Source organism: Croceitalea dokdonensis DOKDO 023 (assembly GCF_001306415.1).
GTDB classification, from domain to species: Bacteria; Bacteroidota; Bacteroidia; order Flavobacteriales; family Flavobacteriaceae; genus Croceitalea; species Croceitalea dokdonensis.
The window spans coordinates 188,201-206,465 of record NZ_LDJX01000005.1; the positions used below are offsets into that span (position 1 = coordinate 188,201).

The 18,265-nt window shown below is 42.4% G+C and carries 13 protein-coding genes and 1 tRNA gene; 6 read left to right on the plus strand and 8 right to left on the minus strand.

Annotated elements, in window-relative coordinates:
• Nucleotides 1-100: 100 nt before the first annotated feature.
• The 5 genes from I595_RS11750 to hppD all read right to left on the minus strand — a co-directional run bounded on the left by I595_RS11750 (nucleotide 101) and on the right by hppD (nucleotide 5,874).
• Nucleotides 101-1,192: a pyridoxal phosphate-dependent aminotransferase gene (locus I595_RS11750; RefSeq protein ID WP_054559628.1), complete on the minus strand. Its 1,092-nt coding sequence runs from the start codon at nucleotides 1,190-1,192 to the stop codon at nucleotides 101-103.
• Nucleotides 1,189-2,094, minus strand: coding sequence for a flavin reductase family protein (locus tag I595_RS11755; RefSeq protein ID WP_054559629.1), 906 nt, complete (start codon nucleotides 2,092-2,094; stop codon nucleotides 1,189-1,191). Before I595_RS11755 ends, I595_RS11750 begins: the two co-directional genes overlap by 4 nt.
• Nucleotides 2,095-2,163: 69 nt before the next feature.
• A complete protein-coding gene (gene fahA / locus I595_RS11760; protein WP_054559630.1) occupies nucleotides 2,164-3,384 on the minus strand; it encodes a fumarylacetoacetase in 1,221 nt (406 codons plus the stop codon).
• A gap of 108 nt (nucleotides 3,385-3,492) precedes the next feature.
• Nucleotides 3,493-4,659, minus strand: coding sequence for a homogentisate 1,2-dioxygenase (locus I595_RS11765; RefSeq protein ID WP_054559631.1), 1,167 nt, complete (start codon nucleotides 4,657-4,659; stop codon nucleotides 3,493-3,495).
• A gap of 81 nt (nucleotides 4,660-4,740) precedes the next feature.
• Nucleotides 4,741-5,874: a 4-hydroxyphenylpyruvate dioxygenase gene (hppD, locus tag I595_RS11770; protein ID WP_054559803.1), complete on the minus strand. Its 1,134-nt coding sequence runs from the start codon at nucleotides 5,872-5,874 to the stop codon at nucleotides 4,741-4,743.
• A 149-nt stretch (nucleotides 5,875-6,023) separates the two neighbouring features.
• On the opposite strand from hppD, the gene I595_RS11775 reads away from it, so the two are divergent.
• Entirely contained in the window at nucleotides 6,024-6,464 is a 441-nt protein-coding gene (locus I595_RS11775; RefSeq protein ID WP_054559804.1) for a MarR family winged helix-turn-helix transcriptional regulator, read from the plus strand.
• A 212-nt stretch (nucleotides 6,465-6,676) separates the two neighbouring features.
• Nucleotides 6,677-6,853, plus strand: coding sequence for a hypothetical protein (locus I595_RS17415; RefSeq protein ID WP_157449735.1), 177 nt, complete (start codon nucleotides 6,677-6,679; stop codon nucleotides 6,851-6,853).
• Nucleotides 6,854-7,020: 167 nt separating this feature from the next.
• Here I595_RS17415 and polA read toward each other — a convergent pair whose 3' ends face one another.
• Nucleotides 7,021-9,861 (minus strand): DNA polymerase I, encoded by a 2,841-nt coding sequence (gene polA / locus I595_RS11780; protein ID WP_054559632.1) that lies wholly within the window; start codon nucleotides 9,859-9,861, stop codon nucleotides 7,021-7,023.
• 482 nt (nucleotides 9,862-10,343) lie between these two features.
• Complete coding sequence (locus tag I595_RS11785; RefSeq protein WP_054559633.1) at nucleotides 10,344-11,345, minus strand: isoaspartyl peptidase/L-asparaginase family protein; 1,002 nt, start codon at nucleotides 11,343-11,345, stop codon at nucleotides 10,344-10,346.
• Nucleotides 11,346-11,384: 39 nt separating this feature from the next.
• Between I595_RS11785 and I595_RS11790 the strand changes: the two genes are divergently transcribed.
• The 3 genes from I595_RS11790 to I595_RS11800 all read left to right on the plus strand — a co-directional run bounded on the left by I595_RS11790 (nucleotide 11,385) and on the right by I595_RS11800 (nucleotide 13,777).
• Nucleotides 11,385-12,107 carry a copper homeostasis protein CutC gene (locus tag I595_RS11790; RefSeq protein WP_054559805.1) on the plus strand — a complete coding sequence of 241 codons (723 nt, stop codon included), beginning with the start codon at nucleotides 11,385-11,387 and terminating at the stop codon, nucleotides 12,105-12,107.
• A gap of 55 nt (nucleotides 12,108-12,162) precedes the next feature.
• A complete protein-coding gene (locus tag I595_RS11795) occupies nucleotides 12,163-13,389 on the plus strand; it encodes a metallophosphoesterase (RefSeq protein ID WP_054559634.1) in 1,227 nt (408 codons plus the stop codon).
• Between the two features lie 91 nt (nucleotides 13,390-13,480).
• Nucleotides 13,481-13,777 carry a thioredoxin family protein gene (locus tag I595_RS11800; protein WP_054559635.1) on the plus strand — a complete coding sequence of 99 codons (297 nt, stop codon included), beginning with the start codon at nucleotides 13,481-13,483 and terminating at the stop codon, nucleotides 13,775-13,777.
• A gap of 525 nt (nucleotides 13,778-14,302) precedes the next feature.
• Here I595_RS11800 and I595_RS11805 read toward each other — a convergent pair.
• The gene (locus I595_RS11805) at nucleotides 14,303-17,656 is read right to left on the minus strand and encodes a glycosyltransferase family 117 protein (protein WP_054559636.1); all 3,354 of its coding nucleotides are present in this window, start codon (nucleotides 17,654-17,656) and stop codon (nucleotides 14,303-14,305) included.
• A 188-nt stretch (nucleotides 17,657-17,844) separates the two neighbouring features.
• Between I595_RS11805 and I595_RS11810 the strand changes: the two genes are divergently transcribed.
• Nucleotides 17,845-17,916, plus strand: a tRNA-Gln gene (locus I595_RS11810).
• Nucleotides 17,917-18,265 lie beyond the last annotated feature (349 nt).

Here is an 18,265-nt window from a genome sequence, read left to right on the forward strand (position 1 = left end):
TGCAGGGCAAGGGCTTTAATTGGGTTCCCCACAAGTTCTAGTAGTACCTGTGAAACATGGCGAGTTCTTGCAAAAGGGTCAAAAAGGTAATGTGCCTAAGTTATTTGAGGTTTTTCAACACCTTGATTAATGCCTGGTTTGCCTCCTGATCCCCAATGGAAATGCGTACCTTACCGGGAGCGCCAAATTGGGAGACTGGTCTCACCATGATTCCCTGATCCATTAATTGATTGGTAAACTCCATTTCAGGTAGTGGGGGGTCTATGATAAAAAAATTCGCTTGGGTGGGCCAATAGGTAATGCCAAGCTTGGTAAAAGACTCTTGCAAAAACCGCCTACCTTCCAAAACGGTCTGCACGGTTTTTTTAATGAATTCATGGTCTCTTAATGCTCCAATGGCTCCTTCAATAGAGGTGATGGGCAGTAAAAAGGGTTTATGTATCTGGCGGATGTACTTAGCAATGGTAGTTGTGGTATAGCAATACCCAACCCGTTGGCCGGCCAAACCATAGGTTTTTGAGAAGCTGTTGACCGCAATAATGGAGTGGCCTTTTTTGACAAAGGGCAAAGCGGTTGTATAGTCGGTTGCGTCGGCAAAATGGCGATAAACCTCATCAAACACTATGATAATGTTATTTGGAATTCTTTCCAAAAAAGCTTCTAAAACATCTTTTTTGATATAGGTGCCCGTAGGATTGTTGGGGCTGGTTAAGAAAATGATTTTGGTTTTTTGGGTTACGACTTTCAGTATGCCTTCTACATCTAGAGCAAAGGACGCTTCTTTTAAAGGTACGTCAATGAGCTTGGCTCCATACCATCTGGAAAAAACATGGTAAGGCAAAAAACAGGGATTGGAATAGATGACTTCGTCACCTTCGTTAATAAACGCCCTTAACACCATATCAATGATTTCAGAACCACTGTTGCCGCATATAAACTGATCTGGCGTTAATTCTTGCCCAAAATCCGTCACTAAAGCTTCCCTGAGCCGAATATCCGTTTGGTCTGGGTATAGGTCAATGGATTCGGCCGCTTGTTTAATCATTGCTATGGCCTTTGGCGACGCACCAATAGGGTTTTCATTGGAAGAAAGCTTGTAGATTTTCTTATCTGAGGCAGGAACATTTTTACCTCCCCTATACACCTCCTTGGGTTCTAAATAGGGTTTAAAGATGGATGTAATATCGCTCATGAATCCAGTTTTTCTGCCACCAATAAAACACACATGGCCCTTTTACTCTCTCCTTCTTCTAACATGCGCTGCGCCAGCCAATGCAATTGTCTTTTATGTTCAGAAGAATCATGCCCTACTTTCTTGGCCATCATCAAAAGTTCATCATCTTTCTCCATGGCCTGCATTTCATGATCTTCAGGGAGTGATTCCAGATTTCCAAGTCGCCCTAAGTTATTACCTGTGAGTATGGCGCTGTTTCTAATTCCCTCAGGAAGCGCATCCACCCCTATGCCCGTTGTGCGTATGGGTTTGGGAATTTCGAACAAAGACTCGCCATTGGAACGGGTATACCAACTACCCCCCATACGGCCTACCAAATCTAGTTTTTTGGTATCTAGCTGGCCATCGGTTAGGTAATTCTCATTCATATGGATAAGTTTTACTTCACATAGTATCAAGTTTCCTGCCCCAGGGGTTGTCGCCAATTCTATGACATCCGTAACCGTACATTCAAAAGATACGGGGGCTTCGGCCACCCGTGGGGGACGTACTTTGGTACTGGCCACTTGTTTAAGTCCTGCCTTAACAAATTCATTTATTCCCTTTGGATAGGCTGTGCTGGACAATGACATTTGTTCTACCAGGGGGTAGTTAACGATATTAATGACCACTTCTGCCACTTCTTTTACATTTTCGTGGGAGTGCTTTAACGTATTGTCCCTACCACTCCTGGCCGGTGAGAAAATAAGCACCGGGGGATTGGAACTAAATACGTTAAAATAGCTGAAAGGGCTTAAGTTAACGTTACCGGATTTGTCCACGGTACTCGCAAAGCATATGGGGCGTGGTGCCACCGCCGTCAACAATATGCTGTGCAGATCTGGTTGCGCTATCTGGTTAGGGTCTAGTGTTTTTATCATAGGTTATCTTGCTATTCTTTGGAAACTGGGCACGGTTAAATAAAGGTAGTGGTTTGTGGGTGCTTGCGTTTATGTTGCCGGTAAGATTTTTGCTTTAACCTCACCAAAGCCAACCCGTTTTCCTTCTTTTTGGGAATGTCCGCGCATGATAACGGTATCACCATCATGAATAAATTTGCGTTCCGTGCCATCTTTCATTTTTAAAGGCTTAGTGCCCATCCAGGCCAGTTCTAGCATAGAACCATAAGAGTTTTCATCTTTTCCGGAAATGGTCCCGGAACCGTAAAGGTCGCCAATGTTAACGTTACATCCATTTACCGTATGGTGGGCCAACTGCTGTGCCATGTTCCAATACATAAATTTAAAATTGGAATGACAAACGGTTTGTTCTGAGCTACCCTCCGGTACAATACCTACCTCTAGGTTGATGTCGTAATTTTTGTACCCCTCATATTGCAAATAAGGGAGTACTTCTGGCTCTTGTTTTGGTCCCGCAACCTTAAAAGGCTCCAAGGCTTCCAGGGTCACAATCCAAGGGGAAATATGGGAGGCGAAGTTTTTGGCCAAAAAAGGACCTAGCGGGACATATTCCCATTTTTGGATATCCCGCGCAGACCAATCATTTAACAAGACCATCCCAAAAATATAATCATCTGCCTGCTGCGTACTGATGGATGCTCCAAGGGTGGTGCTTTTTCCAGTAATAAAACCCATTTCCAACTCAAAGTCCAACCCCTGTGACGCGCCAAAGATTGGTTGTTTGGAGTCGTTGGGTATGGTCTGTCCTTTTGGGCGGTGAATCGCCTGTCCGCTCACCACAATGGAGCTTGCGCGACCGTGGTAGCCAACGGGGATGTGCCTCCAATTGGGCAAGAGCGCATTTTCCGGATCACGAAACATTTTGCCCACATTGGTGGCATGTTCCATACTGGAGTAAAAGTCCGTATAATCATTTATAAAGACCGGCATATGCATTTGCGCCTCTGACTGCCTAACAAAAAGTTGGGGCTTGTTCGCCAGTACGGAAACATCATCCTGTAACCACTTTTGGATATCCTTGCGTACCTTGTTGGTAATGTTCTTACCTAGGTCAATAAAATCATTGAGGGTTTGTTTTTCAAAAACAGCGGTATTGAAATCAAAAACATCCAGTTGGGCCACTGCGGCCAAGTCCAAAATATGGTCTCCGATGGCTACACCTGCCCTAGGACTTCGGTCCGCAGTAGAAAATATACCAAAGGGGATGTTATGAATGGAAAAATCTGAGTTTTTAGGTATGTCTACAATCATAAATAATATCTAAATGTTAGAAACAAGCGACAAGCTTTATGTAAAATCTAAGGACTTCGCTTTTCTAACGCAGTTCTTGTTTGTTTTTAATGTCCGCCTTAACAGGATTTATGAAGGGTTTTCCAACCACGATGTATAGTATTTTCCGTCATCGATTTTCATGGCATTTTCCGTAAGCTGTAGGGGTTTAAACGTATCGATCATCACGGCCAGTTCTTTGGTTTCCGTTTTGCCGATACTAGCTTCATAGGTGCCTGGGTGTGGCCCATGCGGAATACCTGCCGGATGCAAAGAAATATACCCTGGACCAATGCCCGTTCTACTCATAAAATCACCATCAACATAATAAAGCATCTCATCAGAATCTATATTGCTGTGGTTGTAGGGAGCCGGTATTGATTTTGGATGGTAATCATACAGCCTAGGGCAGAAAGAACAGATAACAAATGCACTGGTCTCAAAAGTTTGGTGCACTGGTGGCGGTTGATGCACACGGCCCGTAATGGGCTCAAAATTATGGATTGAAAAACCATACGGATAATTATACCCATCCCAGCCTACCACATCAAAAGGGTGTGTTGCATAGACCAAATGGTGTAGCACGCCCTGCTTTTTAATTTTTAGGATAAACTCCCCGGTTTCATCATGGGTTTCCAAGTCTTGTGGCAATTTGTAATCGCGTTCGCAGAACGGTGAATGTTCCAAGAGCTGCCCAAACCAATTGCGGTAGCGTTTTGGGGTGTAAATGGGGTGGAAGGATTCTGCATAAAGGATACGGTTGTCCTCGGTATCAAATTCCATTTGGTAGATCATTCCCCTTGGGATAATCAAATAATCCCCGTATTCAAACGGTATGTTTCCCAGAAAGGTTTTCAGCTTTCCCGTACCGCGATGAATGAACAACATTTCATCAGCATCGGAGTTTTTGTAAAAATAGGTGGTCATGGATCGTTTGGGCGCAGCGAGACCAATATGTATGTCATTATTGACCATCATAGGTTCACGGGACTCTAAAAAATCCGCTTTAGGTTCCACGTTAAAACCAATGAGCTTTCTTGATTTGATGTGTTTGGCCTCAGCAATTTTTGGGCTCATGTCAAGAGCCTTTCCAATTTCCTTAACCTGCGTGGGACGGTGTACATGATATAATAAGGAAGACATTCCATCAAAACCGATGGTCCCAAACAATTGCTCATAGTACAGATTGCCGTCAGGCTTTCGAAATTGGGTGTGCCGCTTTTGCGGAAACTGACCAAGTTTGTGATATATGGGCATAGTTTTGTTTTTTTAGTTGAAGTACCCGAATAAAGTTCAAAATAGCGTGCACTTTAAACTTAAAACTTTTGTATCCGCACCTTAATGCAAGGTTCCCCTTAACTGTTGTTCCAGTTCAATGGCTTCAAACAATGCTTTAAAGTTACCTTTTCCAAACGATTGTGCCCCTTTTCTTTGTATAATTTCAAAGAACATGGTGGGCCTTGGTTCTATAGGACGGGTGAAAATTTGCAGCAGATAACCTTCATCATCACGGTCTACCAAAATACCCAATTCTTTTAGTGGCGCAATATCCTCATCTATTTTCCCTACGCGGTCCGTTACGGCATCGTAATAGGTATCTGGAATGTTCAAAAATTCAATGCCCCTACTTTTGAGCTCACGCACGGTTTTTATGATGTCGTCCGTTGCCACGGCAATATGTTGTACACCTTCACCTTCGTAGAAATCCAAATATTCTTCTACCTGTGATTTTTTGGCTCCTTCCGCAGGTTCGTTTATGGGAAATTTTATACGGCCATTCCCATTGCTCATCACCTTGCTCATTAAAGCGGTGTATTCCGTAGAGATATCATTATCGTCAAAGGACAGGATGTTTACAAAACCCATCACTTTTTCATAAAACTCCACCCAATGGTTCATGCGGTCCCACCCTACGTTGCCCACCATGTGGTCTACGTATTTTAAGCCTGTGGGGGCCGGATTGTAATCTGGCGTTTCCCACTTTGTAAATCCGGGCAAAAAGGTGCCTTTGTAGTCCTTACGTTCCACAAAAATATGAACGGTTTCCCCATAGGTGTAGATGCCCGCCCTTACAACTTTACCATGCTCATCTTTCTCCGTAACGGGTTCCATGTAGGATTTGGCCCCATTCTTCATGGCGGTTTCATAGGCATAGGTTGCATCATCTACCCAAAGGGCCACTACTTTTACCCCGTCCCCATGTTTGTCTATATGCTTGCCAATTTCAGTGCCACTTTTAAGGGGGGAGGTTAACACCAAGCGAATCTTATCTTGAATGACCACGTAACTCTCACGGTCCTTTAAACCCGTTTGCAATCCCGCATAAGCATAGGATTGAAAACCAAAGGCAGCTTTGTAAAAGTGGGCCGCTTGTTTGGAGTTGCCTACGTATAACTCAATATAATCGGTACCATTGATGGGCATAAAATCTTTGGCCGCATCATGTATTTTGGGTATTGAAGTGGTTTCCATAGGATATTGTTCTAATGTTGTTGGATTAAAATTGTTGTTAATGCAACAAAAATACATATTTTTGCCATGCCAAAAGGCTTACAGAAATAAATTTTCGTTAAAAATCATTGTGCCAGGTTCAAATGTTCACCTGGAGAATAAAGGAAAGCATGTTACATCAAATAGACCAAATCTCGGGCATTGGTTTACATCTAGATCTTGTGTTGAGAAAGGTACAGGATGCCTATCTGCGAAAGTTTGGGGAGTTGGGTATTGACATGACCATAGAACAATGGGTGATTTTACATCGTATCTCCGTGTTAGGGGAGGAGGCCTCCCAGACAGAAATTGTCAAATCCAACTTCCGTAACCGTGCCACCACTTCGCGTGTCATAGGTGGTTTAGAGCGCAAAGGTTGGATATCCAAATCCAGGTTTAAAGGGGATTTAAAGCGGTTTAAACTGGAGCTTACCCCGGAAGGAGAATCGCTTATTGCGCGGATACAGCCCCATGCCCAACAATTACGAAAACAGGCCGTACGGGGTTTGGATGTTCTTGAATTTGAAACTTTTTTAAAAGTATTGGAGCAAATAGGGGAGAATTACACCTAAGGCACTCTTGTTAAAAACTTCACCGACGGCAGTATTCCTGTACACCTAATTTTAAAATATTTTGGTGGTGTAAGAAGGGTTTGTTTAACTGATTACCGAGATTTCCTCAAAAAATAATAATAATGGATAATATACCATAGAAATTAGCAAATCTAGAGGTATTGGTAGTGCTGGGTCTTTCGGATGTTTGCAGCGTTATAAAAAATCATTTCATGATGAGAAAGTTAAAGCATTACCCAACCGTATGGCAAGCTTATCCCTATTCAATGGAAATGTTTGCCCACTTTGAAGAACAAGCGAGATTAAACAATATAGAGGCCCAAATAGAAAAGGAAGAAGTCAAGAAACGCAGAAAATCTCGGTTTAAACTTGCTTTTGGGCTTTGGTAAGGCCAATAATTGCATAGGATTTAAAGGCACCGCATCGGTGCCTTTTTTTATGTCTGTTGATCAGGGTTTGCGATACCAGAAATGGTCTAAACAAATTAACTTGTTATTGCCCAATGATTTGTTAAATAGCTTGCTTCTAGGCCATAGCTGCAAGGCACCACAACTTCTTAGTGCGCCTCCAGCCAATTTTGGCCAACGCCAACTTCAACATCCAAGGGGACACTCATAGTGTAGGCATTTTCCATTTCAGACCTGATCAGTACCTTCATTTCGTCCAGTTCAGGCTTGTAGCAGTCAAAAACCAGTTCATCGTGCACTTGTAGCAGCATTTTGGTCTTATAGTTGCCTTGTGTTAATTTGTTATGAATGTTGATCATCGCGATTTTAATGATGTCCGCGGCACTACCTTGTATGGGCGCGTTTACGGCGTTGCGTTCTGCGGCACCGCGGACCACTTGGTTACTTCCGTTAATGTCTTTAAGATAGCGCCTTCTGCCAAGAACTGTCTGTACAAAGCCGTTATCCCGAGCAAAATCAATTTGTTCACTCATGTAATTCCTTAATTTCGGATAGGTTTTGTAGTAGGTATCGATGAGCTCTTTGGATTCTGCACGGGTTAAATCGGTTTGGTTGCTCAATCCGAAGGCAGATACTCCATAGATAATACCAAAGTTGACCGTTTTAGCATTGCTACGTTGTTCTCTAGTTACTTCTTCTATAGGTACATTAAAAACCTTGGATGCAGTTGAGGCATGAATGTCCATTCCGTTTTTAAAGGCCTCTATCATGGTGTCTTCTTCACTCAATGCAGCGATGATACGAAGCTCAATCTGTGAATAATCTGCCGCTAGTAAAACATAGTTTTCGTCGCGCGGAACAAAAGCTTTTCTTACTTGCCTTCCGCGCTCTGTTCGAATGGGAATGTTCTGTAAATTAGGATTATTACTGCTCAATCGGCCTGTGGCCGCTACCGTTTGCATATAATCTGTATGTACCCGTCCCGTTGTTGCTTCTACCTGTTCTGGCAAGGCGTCTACATAGGTGCTTTTTAGTTTGGCTAGCCCGCGGTAATCCAACACATGTTGTATGATTTCATGGTCTTTGGCCAAATAGGATAACACATCTTCCGCGGTGGAGTATTGCCCCGTTTTGGTTTTTTTTGGTTTGTCCACAAGCTTCATTCTATCGAACAGCACCTCACCCAATTGCTTTGGAGATCCAATATTGAATTCTGTTCCCGCAGCTTGGTATATTTGCCGTTCCAAGTTTTTGATGTCGTTGTCCAAATCCCCGGAGAGCGACCCTAAGAAATCTTTATCAAGATTGATGCCCTCACTTTCCATGTCTGCCAATACCCGTAATAGGGGCACTTCAATATCTTCAAATAGCTTTTGGGTATTTGCCGCTTGGAGTTCTGGACGAAAATGTGCTGCCAGTTGAAAGGTGATATCCGCGTCCTCAACGGCATATTCCGTTTGTTTTTCTAAAGGAACGTCCCGCATGCTAAGTTGGTTCCTTCCTTTTTTTCCAATGAGTTCGGTAATGGAAACAGGGGTGTAATTTAGATAGGTTTCCGAGAGTACATCCATATTGTGGCGCATATCCGGATTGATCAGGTAATGCGCCAGCATGGTATCAAAAAGATGTCCTTTGACCTGGATACCATGGTTTTTCATCACCTTGATATCATATTTTAAATTCTGTCCAACCTTTTCTATTTCTTCTGATTCAAAGAACGGGCGTAGCTGTTCCAGCAGCTGATGAACCTTATCCTTGTCCTCTGAGAACGGGATATAATAGCCCTTTCCGGTTTGCCAGCTAAAGGCAATACCTACCAATTGGGCCTCCAGTGGGTTTAAGGAGGTGGTTTCCGTATCAAAACATACAGACGGTTGTTCCAGTAGTTTTTTTAGGAACAATTGCATGGCCAATTCCCCTTGTACCAATTGGTAAAAATGGGTGGTATCCGCAATGGTTTTTCTGCCACTGCTATCGGCAATGGTAGCTGCGACATTGGCAGGGTCGCCCCCAAAAAGGGTGAATTGTCCACTTCCTGCGGTTTTGGTTTCCAGTTTTGCTTTTTGGGCCGTGTTGTCTTGATTGTCTGTTGCCGATTCCGCCCCTTCCGAAAATAGTTTTAGGAACTGATCTTTTAGGCGTCTAAACTCCAGTTCCTCAAATATCTCCTGTACCTGTTGGGCATCGGGTTGGCACATCTGGTAATCATCGGCATTAAAGGTAACCTCACAATCAACTTTTATTTCGGCAAGCTGACGGGACAACCTGCCCAGCTCTGCATTGGCCTCTACTTTCTCCCTCATTTTACCTTTGAGTTGGTCCGTATTAGCCAGGAGTCCTTCCATAGAACCAAACTGTTCCAAAAACTTTTTGGCCGTTTTGTCCCCTACACCAGGAAGTCCGGGAATGTTATCACTGGCATCACCCATCATGCCCAAATAATCTATGACCTGTTCTGGACGTTCTACCCCAAAGCGCTTTTGTATCTCGGGTATGCCCCAGATTTCAATGCCATTGCCCATTCGCGCAGGGCGATACATAAAAATGTTCTCCGAAACCAGTTGCCCAAAATCCTTGTCAGGGGTCACCATAAAAACCTTATAATTTTCTTTTTCGGCCTGCTTGGCTATGGTGCCAATAAGGTCATCGGCCTCGTATCCTTCCAATTCTATTATTGGAATTTTAAGTGCCTTTAAAATATTCTGAATGTATGGAACGGCAATCCTTATGGCATCTGGTGTCTCATCCCGGTTGGCCTTGTAAGCCTCAAAAAGTTCAGTACGTTCCACACTGCCCCCTTTATCAAAAGCTACGGCAAGATGGTCTGGTCGCTCCCTTTTGATGACATCAAAAAGTGAATTCACAAACCCCATGATGGCAGAGGTGTCCATGCCTTTAGAGTTTATTCTAGGGTTTTTTATCAAGGCGTAATACCCACGAAAAATTAGGGCGTAGGCATCAAGCAGAAAAAGTCGTTTTTGTTCGGACATGTTTTTTAGTTGTCAGTTAATAGATAAAAGTTGACAGGTTTTAAAAGTAGAAAAAAGACTTAAGATATGGGATATTAGCGTCAAGTCTTTATCCTTCTCGATAAAAACCAAATTGTATTTGCTATCCATAAGTTGATAAAAATCATAATACTAGAGTTGGATAAGATCAATGGATGGTAGAGAAAATTACAAGAACTAATACCAGTACCATATTCCCAAATAGGATTTGCTTCGTTTTTCTTTTAAAGTCTCCGGAAAATTCGAGAAAAAAGGCATTAAGAGTACATGCGGGAACAATAAAAACAGCCTCCATTACCATGCGCATTAAGCTTTTATCTTCAGCGAAAAAGAAATTGATATGGATGTGGCTACAGCTTAGGATAATACTTAGAATAGCGAAAAAGAAAATGCGTTTAAAGTAAATAACAGCGATAAAATTTTTAATCTTGAATGAGAAGTTTGGAAAAAAATGGTACTAAAATTTATAAGAAACTACTGGATTCGATGTTCTCATGTCCCTGTTCCGTATATACCCGATAACTAAACCCGGGATGAATACAATACCCCCCGGTTTCCCCATTTTTGTTGATGGCAATATACCCTACTTGAATTTTTTCATAATTAGGGTCATTTTTGATGATGCGGTTAACGGCTTCCTCGCAAGCTTCTTGGGGAGAACGTCCCTGGCGCATGAGCTCCACGACCAAAAAACTACCCACGGTCTTTACTATTTCCTCACCTTGTCCCGTGGCGGTAGCGCCACCAATTTCATTGTCCACAAAAAGTCCCGAGCCAATAATTGGTGAGTCTCCAACACGACCGGCCATTTTATACGCCATGCCGCTTGTGGTGCAAGCGCCCGAAATATCACCGTTTTTATCAATGGCCAGCATACCAATGGTATCATGGTTTTCAATATTGATGACCGGCGCATATTTGGCTTCCTTCTTCCATTCTAGCCACTCCGCTTTGGATTTCTTCGTCAATAAATCCTCTTTATCAAATCCTTGCTCAAAAGCAAATTGTTCCGCACCCTTGCCGGCAAGCATCACATGGGGAGTTTCTTCCATCACTTTTCTTGCCACGGAAATGGCATGGGTGATATGTTGTAGGTAGACCACGGCACCACAGTTGCCTTTTGAATCCATAATGCAGGCATCTAGCGTTACATGGCCATCGCGATCAGGTCTGCCACCTTTTCCCACAGATTGGTTGTTTACATCTGCTTCTTCCATTTTAACGCCAGTTTCTACCGCATCCAACGACGTGCCGCCCTCTTTAAGGACTTTCCAAGCTGCAGCTGTGGAGTTGGGGACATTCCAAGTGGCAATTGCAATTGGGCGGATGGGGGATTTGGTTTCCATGGGTGCGTTCCGTGCATTTTCATCCTCTGACGTTTTGGTTTTACATGAGGCAAGTGCTGTGGTAGAAAGAGCTCCAACGGCCGTAAGGCTAGATTTTTTTAAGAATTTTCTGCGTTGCATGCTTGGGTTGTTTATTTTAGATATTTTAAATATACCAATATGTTGGTTGAGGTTTGCTGTAATTCCTTGCAATCTGCCCTAAATGCCGAAAAAGCAGGTGCTGACCGAATTGAGCTTTGCTCAGAACTTGGGGTAGGTGGGGTCACCCCTTCTTACGGATTGCTGCAGTTGGTCAAAAGCAGGCTGTCCATCCCTGTACATGTACTCATACGTCCCCGTAGCGCACATTTTACCTATACCGATTTAGAGTTTGAAGTGATGCTCAACGATATTGGCTTGTGTATCTCGGCTGGTGCCGATGGTATCGTTTGTGGTATTTTAAACGCTGATGCCACCTTGGATATCCAACGGACGCAAAAATTGATCAAAAAAGCGGCACCCTTACATTTTACATTTCATCGTGCCTTTGATTGGATATCCGACCAAAAAAAGGCGTTACAGCAATTGGACCAACTCGGGGCGCACTGCGTTTTAACTTCTGGTGGCAAGGCCAATTCCCATAATGCGCTAACACAGTTGGCGCAACTTAAAAAGTTAAATACGCGAATGGTAGTCATGCCTGGCGGTGGAATACACCACCAAAATGTTTTGGATTTTAAAAAGGAAGGTTTTAGCGCTATCCACCTATCAGGGAGCCAGTTTCAACATCATCTGCCACAGACAGATAAAATACCTTTGAATTCCAACCCTCATCTTCAGGAGGATAGGGTAGCTGTTACCAATGCTCAAGTAATAGCCGAGGTGGTGCAACTCGTTAAATAAGCCAAAATACGGAAGGCTACTTACAGGTAAAGGGATAAATTTGTAAAAACGTATTATGCTCCGCTGGATTATTTTTGTTGCCATTTACGGAATCCTTGGTTTTTATGCTTTACAGGCCATCAAAACGGCATCTAGGTTTCCTTGGGTCCATTATACTTTCATAGTGGTTTCCTTATTGGTCGTCGGTAATTTTTTATACCAGTTTACTGGCGATGACCAAGGTAGGGTGTTAAGCAGGCCAAAGAGTTATGCCTTTGGCTTTTTGTTGGCTACACTTTCATTTTATTTGATCACCATCATTTTTTTGTTTGGGGAAGATATCTTTAGATTGTTCACCGGATTGTACCAAAAGATAGCTGGGGACCAAAAAGAGTTTGGCATTCCGGCGCGAAGACGATTTTTAAGTGTATTGGGACTTGGTATTGCCGCAATGCCTTTTGGGGCCCTACTGTATGGTATGTACAAAGGCAAATACAACTATAAGGTACTTAGTTATAGTTTGGAGTTTGATGATTTGCCCGATGCTTTTCACGGCTATAAAATCACCCAGATCTCAGATATACACAGTGGAAGCTTAGATGATGCGGAAAAGGTAGCCTACGGAATAGATCTAATCAATGAGCAACAAAGTGATCTAATATTGTTTACGGGTGATTTTGTGAACAACCAGACCATAGAACTGGTCCCTTGGGCTAGTACGTTTGCCAGGTTAAAAGCAAAAGATGGTCTGTATTCCGTTCTCGGAAATCATGATTACGGTGACTATATTGGCTGGGATTCAGAAGAAGAAAAAGCCAAAAATCTAAAGGATTTAAAGGCCTTACAACGAGAAATTGGTTTCGATCTTATTTTGGATTCGCATCGATATATAGAAAAGGATGGTGAGCGCATCGCTTTATTGGGCGTGGAGAACTGGGGACGTGGAGGTTTTAAAAAAGCCGGTGATCTAGAAAAGGCAAAAGCGGGGATATCCAAGGACGATTTTAAGATATTAATGAGCCATGACCCATCCCACTGGGAAGATGTTGTCATCCATGACGATTATCATTTCCATTTAACCCTAAGCGGCCATACCCATGGTATGCAATTTGGCGTGGAGATACCTGGCTGGATTAAATGGAGCCCGGTAAAGTGGCGATATACCTACTGGGCGGGTATTTATAAAGAAATGGGTCAATACATTAACGTCAACAGGGGCTTTGGTTTTCTTGGATATCCAGGAAGGGTTGGCATTTGGCCAGAGATTACGGTAATTACGTTAAAGAAGAAAGGTTTAACTTGAATTTAACGGCGATACCCATGGCGTGGAACGCAGCCGATGGGTTGCTTTAACATTTTTTCTTACTTTTGATAAGAACAATAACCTATTTACCATGTCCAAATTTGGTGAGCTTATTGACCTAAACATTCCAGTGCTCCTTGATTTTTACGCAGATTGGAATGAACAATCTACCTCCATGCATCCTGTTCTTCGCGATGTTGCCGCAGCACTTGGGGATAAAGGCAAAGTCATTAAAATAGATGTTGAGAAAAACAAAGAGCTTTCCCAAGCTTTACGGATAAAGGGATTACCAACGTTAATGATTTATAAGCGGGGCGAAATGGTGTGGCGCCAAAGTGGTGAACAGGACGCCAATACGCTGATTGGTATCCTTAACGAATACATTTAAGCCCGTTGTGCATTTTGAATACTTTTAAGATTTAAAACCGTCAGTTCGAGTTTTTTCTGGAAGAAAAAGTATCGAGAACAAGGTTATAATCCTAAAATTCTGATTCTCGTTACTATTTTCCGATACTTCCTATCAAAAAATCACTCGAATTGACGAATTTTCATCAAAATGTACAATAGGTACATTTAAACTTTCAAGTAACCGTTATCCGCAGCCTGTTGCGGTATTGCTGGTCTTTTTGGTTTATCTCTGGTCTGCAAGCTTAGTATCCTTATCGGCTTTAACGAATAGCAGGCAGATGAACCATAACTTCTATCGCGTTTGCTGTACCCCTATATGCCTTGGTGTAAAAACCGGTATTTCTTAAGGGTCCGTAAAAATTGTTATCGATTATTTGTTGTGTGCCTCTTTACTCCCTTTTTCTTTGAATCCTAAAAACGGTACTAAGGTTAAGCTCTAAATATTCGTATTAAAGCCTGCAAAAAAAAGGGATAATGATTCCAATGACATCAACCTAAATAGGCGCTAATTCATTTCTGTTTCTGCAGGAACCATAGCCGGTATACTATCCTTTGGAATACTATCCGTATTTATGGGCAGGGAATCTTTTAAATCAGGATTGCTAAAATCTGGTTGTCCCAAATATTCTTGGTCCTCTTCCCCGATAAAGTGTTGAAACTTATCTATGTACTCATTGAAAATTAAGGTTTGACTTTCCGCATACTCCCTATCCTTATTTCTGATGAGGATATCAATGTTCCTGCGGTAGGCTTCCATATCGCTTAGGATATCATCCAAACGGTCATACTGCTGATCACGCGGAGCACTGGCGTAATAAGTGAGCCGCTCTTGATAAATGGTTCTTAACTTTTCAAAAAGTTCACGCGCTTTTTGTTGTTCACCTACTTTGTAATAGCCATCCACGTATGGTTCCACAAAAGCATAAAAGCCATAATGCTCAAATGGAATATGGGTCATGGCAATGTCTATAATGTCCTTTGCTTTTTCAATTTTCTCCTCTTCTAATAGCTGCTCCATAAGCCTAGCAAGGTTGCTTCTAAAAGATAGTCCCTGGGAACGTGTTTGTGGATCATGGTAAATCTCAGAGCTGGAAGAGTTGCCCCATTCCCAATCCTTAACTATATTGTACATGAGGTCTGAGTCTATCCTTCCCATTTCAAAAGGTGAGGCATTTTTTGTTTTTATGGGGACCAATTTGTAAACAAGGCCATCTAACTGCAAGTACTCTTTCATCCAAATATATTCTGCTGCATCAAAACTTCCACCAGAAAAATAGATAGGCCGCTTCCAATCGTTGTTGGCAATAATATCCAACATTAAAATACGATTTTTGGGCAGGGCACTTTTTGGCAGGTCAATGTCTATATAATCCAATATTAAATCTGCATCCTCAGGTTTTACCAATCCGCTTTCCAGTACGTTTTGTTTGTTTACGGGTATCCTAATCTTATTGGTAGGGTAATACACAATTTCTTGGGTGCTTTTGGGGTATGCGCTAATATCACGGCCCTGTTTCTCAAAAAGGCTTTTGAACTTGGTTTGTGGTTTATCACTGCCAATCCAGTTCATGAAATCCTTTATGTTCCAACGGCTATCCGTTACCTCTTGATAATATACCGCATCTCTGGTGCCGTAGCGGTATTTGTCATGGGTAAGTTGGGACGGAATGGGGTCACTGTCATAAGCTTTACGTTTCATTTGGTCAATGTACCAATCCGTGGCAAATAAACTGGTGTTTACCACCCGCACGTCTGTCCTAAATTTTTCAATGTCCTGCGCATACCATAGCGGGAAAGTATCGTTGTCCCCAATGGTAAACAAAATAGCACCTACATCTTTTTGGGTAGAGGAAAGGTATGCCTTAGCACTGGATTTTGCCGTATATCTTCCAGAGCGGTCATGGTCGTCCCAATTCTGGAAAGCCATTAAAAGGGGTACTGCAGCCAAACACACAAGAGTGGTCAATGGTGCTGCCATCTTAGGTTTAAGGAGTTTTTTTACCTCTTCAAAAAGTCCATACACCCCAAGCCCGATCCAAATGGCAAAGATATAAAAGGACCCTACCAAGGAATAGTCCCGTTCCCTAGGTTGGAAAATATAAGGGTTGGTGTAGAACTGGATGGCAATACCGGTAAACATAAAAAAAACAAACAATACCCAAAACTTTTTGGGGTCTTTGGAGATAAGAAATACGAGGCCTATAATGCCCAAGAGCAATGGAAGGAAGAAGTAGGTGTTTCTGGCTTTATTCTCCAATACCTCGGTAGGAAGGTTTTCTTGGCTTCCCAGAAAAATCTGGTCTATGACCTTGATGCCGCTCAACCAGTGCCCGTTTTCGTCATACCTTCCTTGTACATCATTTTGCCGGCCAACAAAGTTCCACATAAAGTATCGCATGTACATGTATCCAAATTGAAATTCGAACATGTATTTGATGTTGTCCATCAATGTTGGGGGCAAGACATCAATATAATCACTAAACTGGTTAAGAAATTCCAGATATTGTTCGGTGTCAATATCACCCTGGGCATCCATTTGTCTAAAGCGAGCCACGGCATCCCTTAGTTGGCTTTCTGATATGTATTCTGATTTAATTTTAAAATCCAATCGCCCAAAATAACGCATATAGTTTTCTGCGTGCTGTTCACTCCAAAGTCGTGGCAGTATGCCTACGTGCTTTTTGTTTGGGCCTTGCATGGCATCCTCGTAATAATTGACGATGACATATTTGCCAAGCTTTTCATCTTTTTCATACTTAGGTTTGTCATCTATATCTTCACCGGGACCGGCAAATGCGTTGGAATAGTAAGCGCCGTAAAAAGGGCTTTCCACCCCTGGGTACTGTTCCCTGTTGTAGTAGGCCAAAAGTGACCTGGCATCTTCTGGATTGTTCTCGTTCACCACGGTTTGGCTATTTGCCCTAATGGGAAGCATTAGCCATGAGGAAAAACCTAAAATCAAGAACATAAAGCAAAGCACAATGGTATTGGCGTGGTAATAATTGTTTTTGCGGGTGTATCGGAGGGCAAAGAAAAAAACGGCAATAAACGCAAGCCCCATGATAATTGTACCAGAATTAAATGGCAGTCCAATTTCATTTACAAAAAACACCTCGCTCCAACCAAACACCTTTAAAATGTAGGTGAGCGAAAATTTATAGACCAACATAAGGATGCCAACAACCAAGGCATTGGCAATGATAAAATTCTTAACGGTTACTTTTTTATACTTTTTAAAGTAGTACAAAAGCCCAATGGAAGGTATGGCCAAAAAGCCCATAAATTGGACTCCAAAGGTAAGGCCAATCACAAAACAAATTAAAAGCAACCATCTGTTGCCTCTGGGGTCATCCAAATTATCTGTCCATTTAAGACCCAACCATAGCAAAAGCGCCATAATTAAACTGGCCATGGCATACACCTCTGTTTCTACGGCGTTGAACCAGAAGCTATCGGAAAACGTAAACGCCAAAGATCCTACCAATCCACTGCCTAGTATGGCCATGGCATTGCCGTTGGATAAAGTGGCTTGTTTGCCTACCAATTTTTTGCCAATATTGGTGATGGTCCAGAACAAGAATAAAATGGTAAAGGCACTGGACACCCCGGAGACGGTATTTACCATGCGTGCAATTTGCCCATTTTCAAAAGCGAACATTGCAAAAAAGGCACCAATCATTTGTAGTAAGGGTGCTCCCGGCGGGTGGCCAACTTGTAAATTGGCAGAAGTGGTTATGTACTCGCCAGCATCCCAGAAACTGCCAGTAGGTTCAACGGTAATTAAATAGGTAATTAAAGCTATGGAAAAAGCAGTCCACCCTAGAATGGTATCCCATTTATTAAAATCTTTCGCAAACATGTACGGGTTCCTTTACTGGTTGGGGCGAAAATACCAAATAAATGAGACACCTTACTTTATTTTTTTCAAACCTTTAACACGGTGGCCGTCCAATTATCCGCTCAATTCTATTTAAAAATATTTGTCTGTATAAAAGTTTGTTTTAAATTTGCACGCTCTTACCGCAACACCAGGTAGGAATTAGGTAATGGCCCATGGTGTAATTGGCAACACAGCTGGTTTTGGTCCAGTCGTTCTAGGTTCGAGTCCTAGTGGGCCAACGAGGTTAATAAATTTCCAATAGCTGATTGCTGTTGTTGGATTTTTTTTGCGCGAAAGGGACGAGAAGTTTATCCTGAGCGTAGACCAAGGGAGTCCTAGTGGGCCAACGAGGTTAATAAATTTCCAATAGCTGATTGCAGTTGTTGGATTTTTTTTGCGCGAATGGGACGAGAAGTTTATCCTGAGCGCAGCCGAGAGGAGTCCTAGTGGGCCAACGAGGTAAATAAATTTCCATTAGGTGATTTTAGTTGCCATGTTGATTGTTGAAAATTTTGTGTAAAGTGTTTAGGACGTTATTATTGCTTGAACACGAAGTGAATTGTAAATCAGACAGTGCTTATTTATTAA

Excerpts from the sequence above, each read along its gene's own strand:
- polA (WP_054559632.1), bottom strand. The coding sequence starts at position 9,861 with ATGTCCGAACAAAAACGACTTTTTCTGCTTGATGCCTACGCCCTAATT.
- I595_RS11795 (WP_054559634.1), top strand. The coding sequence starts at position 12,163 with ATGCTCCGCTGGATTATTTTTGTTGCCATTTACGGAATCCTTGGTTTT.
- I595_RS17415 (WP_157449735.1), top strand. The coding sequence starts at position 6,677 with ATGATGAGAAAGTTAAAGCATTACCCAACCGTATGGCAAGCTTATCCC.
- I595_RS11765 (WP_054559631.1), bottom strand. The coding sequence starts at position 4,659 with ATGCCCATATATCACAAACTTGGTCAGTTTCCGCAAAAGCGGCACACC.
- I595_RS11755 (WP_054559629.1), bottom strand. The coding sequence starts at position 2,094 with ATGATAAAAACACTAGACCCTAACCAGATAGCGCAACCAGATCTGCAC.
- I595_RS11775 (WP_054559804.1), top strand. The coding sequence starts at position 6,024 with ATGTTACATCAAATAGACCAAATCTCGGGCATTGGTTTACATCTAGAT.
- I595_RS11800 (WP_054559635.1), top strand. The coding sequence starts at position 13,481 with ATGTCCAAATTTGGTGAGCTTATTGACCTAAACATTCCAGTGCTCCTT.
- I595_RS11785 (WP_054559633.1), bottom strand. The coding sequence starts at position 11,345 with ATGCAACGCAGAAAATTCTTAAAAAAATCTAGCCTTACGGCCGTTGGA.
- fahA (WP_054559630.1), bottom strand. The coding sequence starts at position 3,384 with ATGATTGTAGACATACCTAAAAACTCAGATTTTTCCATTCATAACATC.
- I595_RS11790 (WP_054559805.1), top strand. The coding sequence starts at position 11,385 with ATGTTGGTTGAGGTTTGCTGTAATTCCTTGCAATCTGCCCTAAATGCC.
- hppD (WP_054559803.1), bottom strand. The coding sequence starts at position 5,874 with ATGGAAACCACTTCAATACCCAAAATACATGATGCGGCCAAAGATTTT.
- I595_RS11805 (WP_054559636.1), bottom strand. The coding sequence starts at position 17,656 with ATGTTTGCGAAAGATTTTAATAAATGGGATACCATTCTAGGGTGGACT.
- I595_RS11750 (WP_054559628.1), bottom strand. The coding sequence starts at position 1,192 with ATGAGCGATATTACATCCATCTTTAAACCCTATTTAGAACCCAAGGAG.